Origin of the sequence: Nonomuraea sp. AD125B, assembly GCF_041402765.1 — a bacterium.
In the GTDB taxonomy this organism is placed as follows: Bacteria; Actinomycetota; Actinomycetes; order Streptosporangiales; family Streptosporangiaceae; genus Nonomuraea; species Nonomuraea bangladeshensis.
This window is the reverse complement of the sequence record NZ_JBGLOU010000003.1, coordinates 490,353-504,561: the sequence shown is the minus strand read 5'-3', so window position 1 is coordinate 504,561 and position 14,209 is coordinate 490,353. Positions and strand designations below refer to the sequence as shown.

At 73.8% G+C, this 14,209-nt stretch carries 17 protein-coding genes; 7 read left to right on the top strand and 10 right to left on the bottom strand.

Annotation, left to right across the window (positions count from 1 at the left end):
- The first annotated feature begins 121 nt into the window (after positions 1–121).
- Positions 122–451 (top strand): YciI family protein, encoded by a 330-nt coding sequence (locus ACBR40_RS11430; protein ID WP_371248639.1) that lies wholly within the window; start codon positions 122–124, stop codon positions 449–451.
- A 7-nt stretch (positions 452–458) separates the two neighbouring features.
- Here ACBR40_RS11430 and ACBR40_RS11425 read toward each other — a convergent pair whose 3' ends face one another.
- Both ACBR40_RS11425 and ACBR40_RS11420 read right to left on the bottom strand, forming a co-directional pair.
- Positions 459–1,559, bottom strand: coding sequence for a sensor histidine kinase (locus tag ACBR40_RS11425; protein WP_371248638.1), 1,101 nt, complete (start codon positions 1,557–1,559; stop codon positions 459–461).
- A complete protein-coding gene (locus ACBR40_RS11420) occupies positions 1,556–2,212 on the bottom strand; it encodes a response regulator transcription factor (protein ID WP_371248637.1) in 657 nt (218 codons plus the stop codon). The genes ACBR40_RS11425 and ACBR40_RS11420 overlap by 4 nt, the downstream gene beginning before the upstream one ends.
- 172 nt (positions 2,213–2,384) lie before the next feature.
- Between ACBR40_RS11420 and ACBR40_RS11415 the strand changes: the two genes are divergently transcribed.
- From ACBR40_RS11415 to ACBR40_RS11395, 5 genes are read left to right on the top strand one after another with little or no spacing between them, the layout of a single operon-like run.
- Positions 2,385–2,909, top strand: a complete 525-nt coding sequence (locus tag ACBR40_RS11415) for a hypothetical protein (protein WP_371248636.1) — start codon at positions 2,385–2,387, stop codon at positions 2,907–2,909.
- Positions 2,906–3,979: an efflux RND transporter periplasmic adaptor subunit gene (locus tag ACBR40_RS11410; protein ID WP_371248635.1), complete on the top strand. Its 1,074-nt coding sequence runs from the start codon at positions 2,906–2,908 to the stop codon at positions 3,977–3,979. The genes ACBR40_RS11415 and ACBR40_RS11410 overlap by 4 nt, the downstream gene beginning before the upstream one ends.
- Complete coding sequence (locus ACBR40_RS11405) at positions 3,976–4,686, top strand: ABC transporter ATP-binding protein (protein ID WP_344206618.1); 711 nt, start codon at positions 3,976–3,978, stop codon at positions 4,684–4,686. Before ACBR40_RS11410 ends, ACBR40_RS11405 begins: the two co-directional genes overlap by 4 nt.
- A gap of 44 nt (positions 4,687–4,730) precedes the next feature.
- Positions 4,731–5,939 (top strand): ABC transporter permease, encoded by a 1,209-nt coding sequence (locus ACBR40_RS11400; RefSeq protein ID WP_371248634.1) that lies wholly within the window; start codon positions 4,731–4,733, stop codon positions 5,937–5,939.
- Between the two features lie 43 nt (positions 5,940–5,982).
- Positions 5,983–6,600, top strand: a complete 618-nt coding sequence (locus ACBR40_RS11395) for a helix-turn-helix domain-containing protein (protein ID WP_344206620.1) — start codon at positions 5,983–5,985, stop codon at positions 6,598–6,600.
- Here ACBR40_RS11395 and ACBR40_RS11390 read toward each other — a convergent pair.
- From ACBR40_RS11390 to ACBR40_RS11355, 8 genes are all read right to left on the bottom strand, one after another.
- Positions 6,567–7,253, bottom strand: coding sequence for an MBL fold metallo-hydrolase (locus tag ACBR40_RS11390; protein WP_371248633.1), 687 nt, complete (start codon positions 7,251–7,253; stop codon positions 6,567–6,569). The genes ACBR40_RS11395 and ACBR40_RS11390 overlap by 34 nt on opposite strands.
- 11 nt (positions 7,254–7,264) lie before the next feature.
- Positions 7,265–7,969: a DsbA family protein gene (locus ACBR40_RS11385; RefSeq protein WP_371248632.1), complete on the bottom strand. Its 705-nt coding sequence runs from the start codon at positions 7,967–7,969 to the stop codon at positions 7,265–7,267.
- Entirely contained in the window at positions 7,966–8,448 is a 483-nt protein-coding gene (locus ACBR40_RS11380) for a pyridoxamine 5'-phosphate oxidase family protein (protein WP_371248631.1), read from the bottom strand. The genes ACBR40_RS11385 and ACBR40_RS11380 overlap by 4 nt, the downstream gene beginning before the upstream one ends.
- Complete coding sequence (locus ACBR40_RS11375; protein WP_371248630.1) at positions 8,448–9,074, bottom strand: FMN-dependent NADH-azoreductase; 627 nt, start codon at positions 9,072–9,074, stop codon at positions 8,448–8,450. The genes ACBR40_RS11380 and ACBR40_RS11375 overlap by 1 nt, the downstream gene beginning before the upstream one ends.
- A gap of 86 nt (positions 9,075–9,160) precedes the next feature.
- The gene (locus ACBR40_RS11370; RefSeq protein WP_371248629.1) at positions 9,161–10,315 is read right to left on the bottom strand and encodes a lectin; all 1,155 of its coding nucleotides are present in this window, start codon (positions 10,313–10,315) and stop codon (positions 9,161–9,163) included.
- 295 nt (positions 10,316–10,610) lie between these two features.
- Positions 10,611–11,045 (bottom strand): hypothetical protein, encoded by a 435-nt coding sequence (locus ACBR40_RS11365; RefSeq protein WP_371248628.1) that lies wholly within the window; start codon positions 11,043–11,045, stop codon positions 10,611–10,613.
- Positions 11,046–11,093: 48 nt separating this feature from the next.
- Positions 11,094–12,089 (bottom strand): rod shape-determining protein, encoded by a 996-nt coding sequence (locus ACBR40_RS11360; RefSeq protein WP_344206627.1) that lies wholly within the window; start codon positions 12,087–12,089, stop codon positions 11,094–11,096.
- Between the two features lie 84 nt (positions 12,090–12,173).
- Entirely contained in the window at positions 12,174–12,674 is a 501-nt protein-coding gene (locus ACBR40_RS11355; RefSeq protein ID WP_371248627.1) for a PadR family transcriptional regulator, read from the bottom strand.
- 56 nt (positions 12,675–12,730) lie between these two features.
- Here ACBR40_RS11355 and ACBR40_RS11350 point away from each other — a divergent pair, with 56 nt between their 5' ends.
- Positions 12,731–14,191 (top strand): MDR family MFS transporter, encoded by a 1,461-nt coding sequence (locus ACBR40_RS11350; RefSeq protein ID WP_371248626.1) that lies wholly within the window; start codon positions 12,731–12,733, stop codon positions 14,189–14,191.
- Positions 14,192–14,209: the final 18 nt, after the last annotated feature.

Sequence of the window (14,209 nt, the reverse complement as noted above, 5' to 3'; positions counted from 1 at the left end):
CCTCCCGTGCGTTTCCGCGATCACTACCCGCGCCCCCGGCCCCGATACCCCGATTCTGTCGGCCCGGCCTGGCAGGGTGGTGCCCGCACAGCGCGAGCCGCGAGGGAGAAAGGCGCCCGAGGTGAGTGATCGACCAGCCGATGAGAGCCCGCCGGTGCTGCACGTGCTGCTGGTGCGTTACACCGCGCCGCCCGCCGAGGTCGCGCCGCATGTCCCCGGCCACGTCGCCTACCTCCAGCGGTGGCATGCCGACGGCATGTTCCTGCTGTCCGGGCAGACGGTCCCTGACGACCTCGGCGGCGTGATCCTCGCCGTCGGCGACCGGGAGCGGGTCGAGCGGGCGGCGGCCGAGGATCCGTTCGCGGTGGCGGGGGTGGCGGCGTACGACATCGTCACCGTCGAGGCCGGGCGGGCCGACGCGACGCTGCGGGCGCTGCTCGGCGGGGACTGACGGCCGGTCAGTGGCGGGCGCGGGGGAGGGTGGCGGTGACGACGAGGCCGCCGTCCTCGCGGGGGCGGGCGCTCACGTCGCCGCCGTGCGCCACCGCGATCGAGCGCACGATCGACAGCCCGAGCCCCGCGCTCCGCGCCGTCACCACCCGCTCGGCGCCGTGCCGGTGGAAGGGCTTGAAGAGCGGCGGCACCTCGTACGGCGGCACCTCCGGCCCGGTGTTGCTGACCTCGATCTGCGTCTTGCCGTCGGCCACCGTACGGCTCACCACCCGCACCCACCCGCTCCCGTCGTCCAGGTTGTACCTGATGCCGTTCTCGACCAGGTTGTGCACCAGCCGTTCGAGGAGCAGCGCGTCCCCGGTGACGGGCGCCTGGCCGGCCACCTCGTACACCGTGACCTTGGCCGCGGCGGCGTCGCCGGCCGTCTGCCGCACCACGTGCGTCACCACGTCGGCGAGGTCCACCGGCGAGCGGTCGGCGATCTCCTGCTCCGAGCGGGCCAGCAGCAGCAAACCGGAGATGAGCCGCTCGTGCCGGGCGTTGATCTCCAGCAGGCTCTCGCCCAGCTCCTTGACGTCCGGCGAGGCCGTACGCCGGTGCATGGCCAGCTCGACCAGCGCCCGGTTGAGCGTGAGCGGCGTGCGCAGCTCGTGGGAGGCGTTCGCGACGAATTTGCGCTGCCCGTCGAAGGAGTGGTCCAGCCGCTCGACCATCGTGTCGAAGGTGTCGGCGAGCCGCTTGACCTCGTCCGCCGGGCGGCCCTCCAGCGCGATCCGCTCGTGCAGCCCGCGCTCGGCCAGCGCGAGCACGCCCTGCGCGAGCAGCGAGGTGCCGGCGGCCCCGCGCAGCTCCAGCTCCTGCCGCCGCAGCCACTCGACGGCCGCGTCCCCGGTGAGCTGCACGTCGCCGTTGACGATGAAGAACTGCTTGTGCAGGCCGGGCGCGGCGACGAACCGGTCCTCGAACGACCGCGTGAGCTGCTGGTCGAACAGCACGTACGTGACCCCGAGCAGCGCCAGCCCGGCCACCAGGAAGATCGCGCCGTACCCGAGGGTGAGCCGCAGCCGCAACGTCCGCGGCCCGCGCGGCCGCCAGCGTCCGGTCATCCGATCCGATACCCCACTCCCGGCACGGTCTCGATCACGGGCGGGCCGGCGAGCTTGCGGCGCAGCTTGAGCACGGTGAGCCGGACCGCCCCCGTGAACGGGTCGGCGTGCTCGTCCCACACCTTCTCCAGCAGGTGCTCGGCCGAGACCACGCCGCCCTGCGCCCGCAGCAGCTCGGCGAGCACCGCGAACTCCTTCCTCGCCAGCGGCACGAACCGCCCGTCCCTGAACACCTCGCGGCGCGCCGGGTCGAGCGTGATCCCGGCCCGCCGCAGCACCGGCGGCGCGGCGGGCCGCGACCGCCGGCCGAGCGCCAGCACCCGCGCGGCCAGCTCGGGGAACGCGAACGGCTTCGGCAGATAGTCGTCGGCCCCGATGGACAGCCCCGTCACCCGGTCGTCGAGCTGGGCCGCGGCGGTCAGCATGAGCACCCGCGTGACCGAGTCGGAGGCCACCAGCTCCTTGCACACGTCGTCGCCGTGCACGCGCGGCAGGTCGCGGTCCAGCACGACCACGTCGTAGTCGTTGACCGCGAGGCGTTCGAGCGCCGCCTCGCCGTCGTGCGCCAGGTCGACCGCGTGCGTCTCCTCACGCAGCCACTCGGCTATCGCGTCGGCGAGCACGTGCTCGTCCTCGACCACCAGCACCCGCATGGCTTCTCTCCGGCCCTTTCCTTCGGCTACGGAGCCGAGTGTGGCTCAGACGGCGTTCGGCGGAGGTAAGCGGCGGGGCCGGACACCAGGAAACGCGGAGGAAACAGCCCGGCCTATTGCATCTCCCATCGAAGACCCACATGACGTACCAACCAGATGGGGGAGACCACTCATGCGAGGACGAGCCCGCAGTGCCCTGGCCGCCGCGCCCGTCGCGTTCGCCCTGCTCCTGACCGGCTGCGCGGCCGGCGGAGGCGGCGGCTCCGAGGTGGCGTCGGTCACCGGCACCCAGGCCGCGACCAGCGCGCCGCCGAGCGCCGATCCGCAGGAGAAGGGCATCAAGTTCGCCCAGTGCATGCGCGAGCACGGCATCGACATGCCCGACCCCGAGCCGGGCAAGGGCGTCACGATGAGGATCGGTCCCGGCACGCCGAAGGAGAAGGTCGACCAGGCCGCACAGGCGTGCAAGCAGTGGGCCCCGGGCGGCCAGCTCAAGGGCGGCGGCGATCCCAAGCGCGCCGAGGCGCTGCGCAAGGCGGCGCAGTGCATGCGGGACAACGGCGTCGAGAAGTTCCCGGACCCCGACGGCGGCATGATGCGCATCACCCGCGACGTCGGCGAGGACCCCGACTTCAAGACCGCCCAGGAGAAGTGCCAGAAGGAGATGGCCGAGGCCGGCATGGGAGGTCTGGGATGAGAGGCCGCCTGTTCGCCGGGCTGCTGGTCGTCCTGGCCGCCGCGGGCGGGGCGTTCGTGACGTTCAACGCCGCCGGCCCGCTGGCGGGCGGGGCCGGCCCGACCGGCGCGGCCGCGATCCTGCCCCCGGCCACCGCCACGGTGACCAGGCAGACCCTCGACGACACCGTGGACGCCGACGGCGAGCTCGGCCACGGCCCGGTCACCGGCGCCGTGGCGAGAAGGCCGGGCACGATCACCTGGCTGCCCGCGAGCGGCGCGCGGATCGCCCGTGGCCGCTCGCTCTACCGGGTGGACGACGAGCCCGTGATCCTCATGTACGGCGACACGCCCGCCTACCGCGACCTCAGGGTCGGCACGGAGGGCTCGGACGTCGAGAACCTGGAGCGCAACCTCCGCCGCCTCGGCTACGACGGCTTCACCGTGGACGACGAGTACACCTACGGCACGGCCGCGGCCGTCAGGGAGTGGCAGGCCGACCGCGGCCTGGAGGAGACCGGGGTGGTGGAGCTGGGGCGGGTCGTGTTCGCGCCGGGGAAGGTGCGCGTGGAGAGCCTGGAGGCCGAGAAGGGACAGCCGGCCCAGCCGGGCCAGAAGATCCTGACCTACACGGGAACGGCCAAGGTCGTCACCGCCGAGCTGGACGCCGAGGACCAGCGGATGGCGCGGAAGGGCGCCAAGGTCCGGGTCACGCTGCCCGACGGCACGACGGTGCCGGGCAAGGTCACCGAGGTCGCCACGGTCATCAAGCCGGGCGAGGGCCAGGGGGCCGACCCCGAGACCAGGGTCGAGGCCCTGGTCGCCCTCACGTCCGCGAAGGCGGTGAAGGCCGCCAAGGGCCTGGACCGGGCGGCGGTGGACGTGACCTTCACCGCCTCGCGGCGCGAGAACGTGCTCACCGTGCCGGTCGCGGCGCTGGTCGCGTTGCGGGAGGGCGGGTTCGGGCTGCAGGTCGTCGAGGGCGGCTCGGCCCGGTACGTCGCCGTCGAGACCGGTCTGTTCTCCGGCGGGCGGGTCGAGGTCGAGGGCGAGGGGCTGCGTGAGGGCATGACGGTGGGGATGCCGCGATGACGTACCCGATGATCGCCCTGACGGAGGTGTCCCGCGCCTACCCCGGCGGGGTGGCGGCGCTGCGGTCGGTGTCGCTGCGCGTCGAGCACGGCGAGCTGGTCGCGGTCGTGGGCCCGTCGGGGTCGGGCAAGTCCACGCTGCTCAACGTCGTCGGCACCCTCGACCGGCCGACCTCCGGCGCCGTCCGGCTCGACGGCCACGACGTGGCGGCGCTCTCGGACGGCCGGCTCTCGGCGCTGCGCGCGACCACGATCGGCTTCGTCTTCCAGCACTTCCACCTGGCCGCCAGGGTCCCGGCGCTGGACAACGTGGCCGACGGGCTCATCTACACGGGCCTGCGCCGCTCGGAACGCCGCCGCAGGGCCGCCGAGGCACTGGAACGCGTGGGGCTGGGGCATCGCCTGGACCACGAGCCGCACGAGCTGTCCGGCGGGGAGCGCCAGCGGGTCGCCATCGCCCGCGCGGTGGCCGGCGAGCCGCCGCTCCTGCTGGCCGACGAGCCGACCGGTGCGCTGGACTCGGTGTCCGGGGCGGGCGTGATGGAGCTGCTGCACGAGCTCAACGCGGCCGGCACGACCATCGTGATCATCACGCACGACCACGAGATCGCGGGCAGCCTGCCCCGGCAGGTGAGCATGCGCGACGGCCGCATCGTCGCCGACTCGGCCGCAGGCGTCCTCGCGACGGAGGGGCGGGTGACCCGATGAGCGCCCTGGAGCCTCCCGGGCCCGCGCCGGAAAGGACGCGGCCGATGCCGGTGAGGACGCCGCCGGCGCCCGCCAGGATGCGGCCCGGTGACGTCGTGCGGGTCGGCGCGGTCGGCCTGCGCACTCGCCCGCTGCGGGCGTTCCTGTCCGCGCTGGGCATCGCCATCGGGATCGCGGCCATGGTGGGCGTGGTCGGGCTCTCGTCCTCCTCCGGGGCCGAGCTGGACCGTACGCTCTCCGCCCTCGGCACCAACCTGCTCACCGTCTCCGCCGGCGCCACGCTGACGGGGGAGGCGGCGCGGCTGCCGGTGGAGGCCGAGGCCATGATCGAGCGCGTCGGCCCGGTGCAGGCCGTCTCGTCCGTCGGCAAGATCCCGGAGGCGAAGGTCTACCGCTCGGAGCGGATCCCCGAGGTCCAGACCGGCGGGCTCAGCACGTACGCGGCCCGCCTCGACCTGCCCGCCACGATCGGCGCGACCCTGCGCGACGGCACCTGGCTCAACGCGGCCACCGAACGCCTTCCCGCGGCCGTGCTCGGCGCGTCGGCGGCGCGGCGGCTCGGCGTCGGCGCGGCAGGACCGGACACGCAGGTCGTCGTCGGCGGGGTGCGCTTCACCGTGGTCGGCGTGCTGAACCCGGTGGCCCTCGCCACCGACCTCGACAACGGCGTGCTGGTCGGCTGGCCGGTCGCCGAGGAGCGGCTGGGCTTCGACGGCCATCCGACGACCCTCTACACCCGGGCGGAGGAGGCCGGGCTGGAGGCAGTGCGCGAGGTCCTGCCCGGCACCGCCAATCCGGAGGCGCCGAACGAGGTGGACGTCTCCCGCCCGTCCGACGCGCTGGCCGCCAAGCAGGCCACCAGTCAGGCGTTCGCCGGCCTCCTGCTGGGCGTGGGCGCGGTGGCGCTGCTGGTGGGCGGGGTCGGCGTGGCCAACACGATGGTCATCTCCGTCCTGGAACGCCGGGCCGAGATCGGCCTGCGCCGCTCGCTGGGTGCGACGAGGGGGCAGATCCGCACCCAGTTCCTGGCGGAGTCGCTGCTCCTGTCGTTGCTCGGCGGGGCCGGCGGCGTCCTGCTGGGCACGGCCGTGACCGTCGGCTACGCGCTCTACAGCGGCTGGCCCCCGGTGGTGCCCGTCTGGGCGACGGCGGGCGGCCTCGCGGCCACGCTGGCGATCGGCGCGGTGGCGGGCCTCTATCCGGCCGTACGCGCCTCGCGCCTCTCACCGACCGAGGCCCTTTCCACCCCGTAGAAGCGTTGCGCGCCGGCACAAAAGTGGACTACAGTCCGTTTACATGGAGGAGCTGGAGATGCTGGGCGCGCGGCCGCCCAAGGAGCGCGCGGACGCGGCCCGCAACCGGCGTAAGGTGCTGGCCGCCGCGGCCAGGCTGTTCGCCGAGAAGGGCGTGGAGTCGGTCTCCATGGACGCCGTCGCCGCCGAGGCCGGGGTGGGCAAGGGCACGCTCTTCCGCCGCTTCGGCGACAAGTCGGGCCTCGCGGCGGCACTGCTCGACGAGCGCGAACGCGACCTGCAGCAACGCATCCTGTCCGGCTCGCCGCCGCTGGGGCCGGGCGCGCCCGCCCGCGACCGGCTGGCCGCCTTCTTCGCAGCCTACCTGGAGTACGTGCTCGGGCACCTGGACCTGGTCAGGATGTCCGAGACCGCCAGCCCCGGCGCCAGGTTCCGCATCGGCGCCTACCGGTTCTGGCACCGCCACGTCGCCATCCTGCTGGCCGAGGCCCGTCCGGACGCCGACGCCGAGCCGCTGGCCCACGCCCTCCTGGCGGCCGTGAGCGCGGAGGTGACGGGGGTCCTGCGGGCCGAGTACGGCCCCGGCCGCGCCGCCGCCGCCGTGACCTGCCTCGTGGAGTCGGTCTCTCACCAGCCGCGGGCGACCCACGACTCCAGGTGAGGGCGTTCCGCCGCGACCGTTGTGTCAGGGCCGTGGCCGGGGTGGACGCGGGTCGTCCCCGGCAGGTCCAGCAGCCGGCGTACGGACCGGATGATCGCCGGGAAGTCCGACAGCGGCGGCCCGGTGAGGCCGGGGCCGCCGGGGAAGAGCGTGTCGCCGGTGAGCAGGTGCCCGTCCACGGCGAGCGACACGCCGCCGGGCGTGTGCCCGGGGGTGTGCAGCATCCGCACCTCCAGCGGCCCCACCCGCAGGATCTCGCCGTCCGCCACCGGCGTGACCGCGCCGTCCCACAACACCGCCCCGGCGGGGAAGGCCAGGGACGCCGGATCGCGGGCCAGCAGCTCACCGGTCGCGGTGCCCGCGTCCCAGTGGCCGGCGCGCCGCGCGGCGGCCACCTCGTGCGGCCACACCGGCGCGTCCGCCGGGTGCGCCAGGACGGGGACCCGCCACGCGGCGGCCAGGTCCGGCACGGCCAGCACGTGGTCGAAATGGGCGTGCGTGAGCAGCACGGCCATCACGTCGAGCCCCCGGGCCGCGGCCAGGATCCGGCCCGGCTCGTCCCCCGGGTCGACGACCAGGGCCCGGCGGTCGCCGCGCGCGTGCAGGATCCAGCAGTTGGTGGCGAGCACCCCCACCACCACTCGCTTGAGCACGAGCCCGCCGCTCACCGGGCCGCGCGCTTGAGCAGGTCGTCGTAGGCGCCGGCGTCGAAGGAGTCCACGACGGGGAAGCCGGCCGCCCACGGCCCCTGCCAGGAGACGCTGATGCCGGGATTGTGCGCGCTCGTCCCGTCGGCGAAGCGCAGCGTGGGGCTGCCGGTGATCGCGTCGGTGCCGGAGATCGCGAAGTCCCGCATGACGTCGGCGCGGTGGCGGCCGTCGTCGAGGGCGGCGCGCAGCGCGGCCACGTCCACGACCCCGCCCGGCACCCCGGCGGCGACGTCCAGGACGACCTGGCGGTGACTGATCGAGCGGGAGTGCGTCCAGAACGCCTGGCGCAGCGCGAGGTCCAGTTCTTCTCCCGCCTCCAGGCTCTGCGCGCTCGCGGCGTGCACGGCCTCGGCGGCCAGGAGCACGGTGTGGGGGTAGAGGTCGTCGGGGGCGGTCCAGACGCGGAAGTTCGCGTCGGGCTCGATCTGCCCGAGCCCGACGGCCTCGGTGTCGGTGCCGCGCCGTGGGTGCGGGCCGTTGAACAGTTCGAGGGGGAAAACGCGGTGCTCGACCCTGACCCGGCCGTCGAGCCCGAGCCGTGCGCGGGCTCGGCGCAGCCAGATCAGCCCGACGTAGGCGAACGGGCACAGCAGGTCGGACCAGATCTGGATGGTGCCCGCCGCGACCGGCGGTGCGGCGGGTGCGAGGTCGTCCGTCATGGGTGCTCCTGGTGCTCGGTGCCCGGCGGGTTGGTGGTGAAGCGCTCCGGGCGCAGCAGGACGGCGGCCCGTCGCTCGGCGGCCATCGCCCGGTCGTACGCGCCGAGGTCGGGATGCTCGCCCCCGGCCGCGTGGTAGATGTCGCGCAGCAGCGCGGGCAGCGCGGCCGGGCCGAGGCCGGGCAGCGGGTCGTCCGGGCCGGCCAGCTCGACCGGCCCGCGGACCGCCGCCCATTCCCAGCCCGACCGGAACACGAGCGTGGCCCGCGGCAGGGCGCGCAGGTTCGCGAGCTTGGCCGTGCCGCCGCGCGCCACGAACGCGACCACCGTCTCCCCGCTGACCGGGTGCGGCAGCACGCCCGCGTTGACCACGCTCACGGACGGCTCGCCGTCCGCGCGCGTGGTCACCAGGACCGCCAGCCAGTGCTCGGCGGCGCCGCAGCGGCGGATCAGCCGCAGCCCCTCCTCGCCGAGAGCCATCAGAAGCCCTTGGCCAGCTCTCGGGCGTGCGCCTCGGCCTGCCGGCGCGTCTCGTCACGGTCGCCGGTGAGCGTGGGGTGGAAGCGGATCTCGCTGATGTCGGTCAGGCCGGTCCAGCGCAGCCAGTCGGTGAAGTACGTGGACTGGAAGTCGCTGCCGAACTCCGGGCCGAGCCCCGGCCCCCACACGGCGCTGGTGTAGACGACGGCGACGCGGGTGCCGCGCCCCTCCAGCAGGTGGCTGTAGCCCTTCTCCGGGTCGACGCCGAAGATCCAGCCGGGCTGGCTGACGACGTCGATGAGCTGCTTGAGCACGTACGGCACCGATCCGTTCCACATCGGGACGCTGAACAGCAGCCGCTCGGCGGAGGCGAAGCGCTCGAACGCGCGCCAGGCGGCGGCCCACGCCGCGGCCTCCTCGCCCTGCGGCTCGCCGCCGCCGAAGACGGTCATCTTGGCGCGCGCGCCGGCGGCGAAGTCCGGCAGGGAGCCGTCCCACAGGTCCCAGTGCTCGATCTCGTCGCCCTCGTGGGCGTCGCGGTAGGCGTCCGTGAACGTGCGGGCGATGCGCAGCGAATCGGAGTTCTCGCCGCGCGGGGAGGCGGAGACGTGCAGGAGCTTCGGCATGGGAGCACCTCTTTCTCGACAGTATCGGACCGTGGTCCGGTTAGTTGCGAGAACTATATGGACCACGGTCCGGTTACGTCAAGCGGTCAGGTGCGGGTCCAGCGCTGGTTGGCGGCGCCGTTGCAGGACCAGATCTGGAGCCTGACGCCGTTGGCCGTGGAGTAGTTGGGCACGTCCAGGCACTTGTTCGCGCCGACCGCGGTGATGCTGCCGTCGGCGTTGAAGCGCCACTGCTGGTTGTTCTGGCCGTTGCAGTCCCAGATCAGCACCTGGGTGCCGTCCGCGGTGCCGCGGCCGGACACGTCCAGGCACTTGCCGCCGTAGACCCGCAGCTCGGCCGCGCCGGTGGCCTCCCAGCGCTGGTTGGCCTGGCCGTTGCAGTCGTAGATCTGCACCGGCGTGCCGTTCGCCTGCGCGGCGCCGACCACGTCGAGGCAGCGGCCCGAGCCCACGCCCCTGATCGCGCCGGCCGTGGAGCCGGGGTCGCCGGGCTCGCCGATGCTGCCGGGCGCCGACTGCAGCGCGGCGTACCAGGCGGCGGCCATCTTGTCGTAGCCGCCGGCGGTGGGGTGGATGCCGTCGATCAGGTCGGCGGTGGTGAGCTTGCTGTGCATGTCGACCAGGCGGACGCGCTTGCCGGCGCTCACCTTGCTCTGGACGATGCCGGGGATCGCCGCGTTGAAGGTGCGGGCGGCCGACTCCTGACCGGCGTTGGACAGCGGGATGATCGTCGCGACGAGGACGTCCGCGTTCGGCGCGCCCGCGGTGATGCGGTCGATCAGCGTGGACAGCCGTTGCGGCGCGCCGGCCAGGTTGTAGTTCTGCAGGACGTCGTTGGTGCCGATGTGCAGCAGCACCGTGCGCGGCGTGTACGAGCGCAGCCAGCCGGCGATGTTCGCGTCGATCTGGTCGATCCGCCAGCCCGGATGGCCCTCGTGGTCGTGGTCGCCCAGGCCGGCGGGCCCGTTGAACTGCGAGCCGACGAAGTCGACCGTGTACCGGCCGCCGAGCAGGCGCTGCCACAGCCCGATCCGGTACCCGCCCGGCACCTGGGTGCCCTCGGTGATGGAGTCGCCGAGCGGCATGACCCGCGTCCCGCCGTTGGACTCGGCGGCGGCGGTGCCCGCCCCCGTCGCCAGGGTGGCCAGGACGAGCGCCAGGGCCGTGAGCGCGGCGGCGCAGCCGCGTCTCCAGGCGCGCGGGCCCGCCGTCCGGACGGGGGCCGAATCGATAGGGGTCAAGGGAGCCTCCTGACGTGTTGTTAGCGCTAACATTTCGCGGCCCGATGCGGCGCTCCTTCCGCGTGGGCTGCTGCGGTGGTGGTGTGTCGCGGAGCAAATACCTCGCGGCCGCATCCGTCAAGCGCCCGCCCCCGCCTGTGACGGCCCCCGCCGGCCCGCCGGGACGCCCCCACCAGGCATGACCCGGTGACGAGCGCGCGGTGGCGTGCGATGAAACGTTCACGCCGCGGCGGCCGGTCGTCGCACCGATCCGCTCACCGCCTTGACGGCGTTCGTGGGGGTTTTCGCTGTCGTGCTAGGAGGCCGCGTAACAGGTGGTCGAGCCGACCAGGCGGACGCCCGTGCCACGGGCGACCGTCAGCTCGAAGGTCAGCAACGTCCTCGGGTCGCGCAGCACCGTCACGTCCTGGTGCCCGTCGCGCAGGTCCAGGTCGTCGGCGATCTCGGCGTACCCCATGGCCTGGAGCTTCTCCCGCAGGCCGGAGGAGGCGTCCACCCGCTCGCTCTCCGCGCGCAGCGACCCGCGCACCTCGCCGGGCGCGCAGGAGCCGTCGTCGATGTGCTGTGGCGCGGAGCGGCGCAGGCTGGAGGAGCGCAGGAGGAGGTCGGCGTCGGCGGCGAGCCGGCTGGTGGCCTCGTCGAGCGTCGGGAGGCCGCGGCCCGCCGTGCACGCGCTGATCGCCGCGGCGCAGGCGAGCGCCACGGAGGCTGCGTATCGGCGGGTACGCATGCTCCGGACCCTACCGGAGGCCCCGCGCCTCCGGCAGGCCGCGCGGGATCAATGGATGATCGACTTGAGTCGGCTCACCAGGTGCTGGTCCTCCACGCACCGGCCGAGCCCGAGCGCCACCGAGTACAGGGGCCGCTCCGCCCGCCGCACCGGCATGTACAGCGCCGCGCGCAGCCGCCGGCCCAGGCCGCGCAGCAGCGCGCCGCCCCCCACCAGCACCGCGCCGCGCTCCCCGAGGTCGGCCACCAGCTCGGGAGGGCATCCCTCGACGGTCCCGACGGCGGCCCGCACGATGGCCTCGACCGGCTGCCGCGTCGCCTCGTAGATGAGCTGCACGGGCAGCGACACGGCCCGCTCCTGGCCGGTCTCGGCGTCCCGCCCCTCGACCGTCACGTGCCGCTGCAACGGCTTCCAGTCGGTGCCGGCCCGGCGCTTGGCCTCCTCCGCCTCGGCCTCGTCGAGCAGCAGCCCGTGCTCGCGCTCGACCATGCGGACGATGGCGAGGTTCATGGCCCGGCCCCCGAAGGGCACCGTCGCCGAGGCCACCACCGCGCCGTGGGACAGGACGGCCACGCGGGCCACGTCCCGCCCGATGTCGATGACCATCCGCCCGGTGCCGTCCCGCACCTGGACGCCCGCGCCCAGCGCCGCCGCGAGCCCGTGCGGGACGAGCAGGAGCCCGCGGGCCTCGGCGTCGTAGGCCACGTCCCGGAGGGCCGCCCTGTCGATGGACGTGGCGCCCTCCGGCAGCGCCATGACCAGGCGCGGACGGATCGCGAAGGGCCTCCGGTGCACCTTGCGCAGGAAGTGCCTGATCAGCCGCCGGGTCAGCTCGCCGTCGGCCGGCAGGCCGGCGCTGACGGGCCAGCAGGTCTCGTGGCCGCTCGCGGGGTCGGCCTCCGCGCCGTACTCCACGATCTTGCCTGTCCTGGCGTCGCGGACGACGGCGGAGGGCTCGTCCAGGACGATGCCCTTGCGCTTGACGTAGATCCGGGTGCGCGCGGCCCCCAGATCCACGGCCAGGTCCAGCCCCAGGATGCTCATGGCTGTCCAGGTGATATGTCCACCATGTCGGGATTTGTTTCCGGCGGACCATCAACGCAACACCACGAGCAGAACGTGGTCCTTTTACCCGGCCGAATCCCTGAGCTCCGCCAGGACCTCGTCGGCCCACTGGAGGCTGGTCCGCGTCTGCGCCAGCCCCAGCCTCAGCGCGTACGCCCCGAACGAGGCGGGGGACTGGCTCTCCAGCGTCGCCAGCCGCCTCTGGAACCCGGCCCGGATCCGCTCCATCACCGCGATCGCGTCGTCCCGGTCGAGCAGCGGCAGCATGAACGCCTGGAGCGCGACCTCGCTCCGCGTCACGCCCACCGCCGCGTGCTCGATCATCCACTCGTGGAGCCGCCGCGTCCCCTCGGGGGTGATCGTGTACGTCTTGCGCCCCCTCGCGCCCTCGGAGCCGGCGTCGACCAGCCCGTCGGCCGCCATCTTCACGAGCTCCGGATAGATCTGCGTGTGCCCGGCCTGCCAGACGTGGTTGAGCGAGATCTCGAACTTCTTCGCCAGGTCGTAGCCGCTCGCCGGGCCTTTCACCGAGAGCAGCCCCAGGAGCGCCATCCGCAGGGACATGGCCGTCAGCTTATCGAAGACTTGACATGTAAGAGCTTACATATCAATCTTCACATGTGAATGATGACATGAAGACGCGGGACGGCAGCACGCTCGTCCTCGTGGCCGCGCTCGGCGGCATGTTCCTCGCGATGCTCGACCAGACGATCGTCGGCACGGCGCTGCCGCGCATCGTCGGCGAGCTGGGCGGCGGCGAGCTCTACACGTGGGTGGTGACGGCCTACCTGCTGACCTCGACGGTCACGGTGCCGCTCTACGGCAGGCTGTCCGACCAGCACGGCAGGAAGCCCTTGCTGCTGGTCGGGATGGTGGTGTTCGTGGCGGGCTCGGCCCTGTGCGGACTGGCCCAGGACATGACGCAGCTCATCGCCTTCCGCGCGCTCCAGGGGCTCGGCGCGGGCGCGCTGGTGCCGTTGTCGCTCGCCCTGGTGCTGGAGATGTTCCCGCCCGGCAGCCCGCGCGGCGCGCGCACCCAGGGGGCGCTCGGCGGCGTGATGGCGCTGGCGTACCTGGCGGGGCCGTTCCTCGGCGGGGTGTTCACCGACCAGGCGAGCTGGCGCTGGGGTTTCTACGTGAACGTGCCGCTCGGCGCGGTGGTGATCGCGATCGTGGCGCTGCGCCTGCCCTGGAGGCCGGGCACCGGCGGCGGCGGGCGTCCCGACTACGCGGGCATCGCCGTCTTCACCGTGGCCATCACCGCCCTGCTCGTGGGGCTGACGGAGAAGGGGCTCGACGGCCACACCTGGACCGACGCGCCCGTGGCGGGGCCGATCCTGCTGGCGCTGGCCGGGCTCGCCGCGTTCGTGGCGGTGGAGCGGCGGGCGGCCAACCCGATGATGCCGATGCACCTGTTCGGCAACCGGACGTACACGCTGGTCAACGTCACCTCCTTCGTCACCGCGTTCTGCCTGTACGCCGGGGTCGTCTTCCTGCCGCGCTACTTCCAGGAGGCGCTGGGCGCCGGCGCCACCGAGTCGGGCCTGCGGATCTACCCCATGACGCTGGCCATGGTCGTGGGCAGCGGCGTCATGGGCCTGCTGATGTCCCGTACCAGGGTCTACAAGCCCTGGCTGCTGGCTTCGCCGTTCCTGCTCGCGGCCGGCACCCTGCTCTGCGTCAACCTCGCCCTGGACACCGGCGGCCTGGCGCTCGCCGGGTGGATGCTGCTCATCGGGCTGGGCATGGGGCCGATGCTGTCGGGGCTGACCGTGGCCGTCCAGCAGGCGCTGCCGCCCGCGTACCTCGGCACCGCCTCGGCCAACCTCACCTTCTTCCGCCAGATCGGCGGCTCCGTGGCGCTGGCCGTGGGCGGCGCGCTCTACACCTCCACGGTCACGGCGGAGGCTCCGGCGCAGGGCCTCGCCGCCGCGCACGCCTCCGCCGCGGCCGTCGCCGTGCCGTCGATCGGCGTGGCCGGGGCGGTGATCGCCCTGGTGGCGCTGGCGGCCATGCCGGGACGGCGGCTGGAGTTGCCGGCCGTACCGCAGACCAAGATTGACGCCGGTTTCGCGTCGTAAGGGACCCCGTGCGAAGCT